The organism is Rhodococcus sp. IEGM 27 (assembly GCF_033142305.1).
In the GTDB taxonomy this organism is placed as follows: Bacteria; Actinomycetota; Actinomycetes; order Mycobacteriales; family Mycobacteriaceae; genus Rhodococcus_F; species Rhodococcus_F oxybenzonivorans.
In genome coordinates, this window is sequence record NZ_JAWLSG010000046.1 from 1 (window position 1) to 508 (window position 508).

Here is a 508-nt window from a genome sequence, read left to right on the forward strand (position 1 = left end):
GCGCCGGCGGCGAAGGCCCGATCCGAACCGGTGATCAGAATGGCCCCGATCTCCGCATCCTTGTCCAACTCCTCGACCGCGGCGACGACCTCACCCATCAGCTGCGAGTTCAGGGCGTTGAGGGCCTTCGGACGGTGCAGGGTGATGATCCCGACCCGGCCCTTACGGTCGAGCAGGATGGTCTCGAAGTCGGTCACTGGTTCCCCTTGGTTGAGCGGTCGCGGATGTCGTTGACGATGGCCGAGAAGTCCTCGCCGCCGTGCCCGGCGGCGTGGAACCGGCTGTAGAGTTCGGCGGCCCGCAGCCCGAGGTCGGCCTCGACATTGTTGGTGGTCAGCGCGTTCGCGGCGAGACCGAGGTCCTTGTCCATCAGCGCGGCCGCGAAACCGGGCTGGTAGTCGTTGTTGGCCGGGCTGGTCGGTACCGGTCCGGGCACTGGGCAGTTGGTGGTCAGCGCCCAGCACTGCCCCGACGCGTTGGACGCGACGTCGAACAGGGCCTGGTGACT

2 protein-coding genes are annotated in these 508 nt (G+C 67.7%); both read right to left on the reverse strand.

Annotated features, from left to right (window positions below; translation table 11 throughout):
* Nucleotides 1–197: enoyl-CoA hydratase-related protein (locus R4P95_RS33445; protein WP_317840536.1), on the reverse strand; the 197-nt coding region annotated here is incomplete at its 3' end.
* The coding region (locus R4P95_RS33450) for an NAD-binding protein (protein WP_317840537.1) at nucleotides 194–508 on the reverse strand (315 nt) is incomplete at its 5' end. The genes R4P95_RS33445 and R4P95_RS33450, both read right to left, overlap by 4 nt.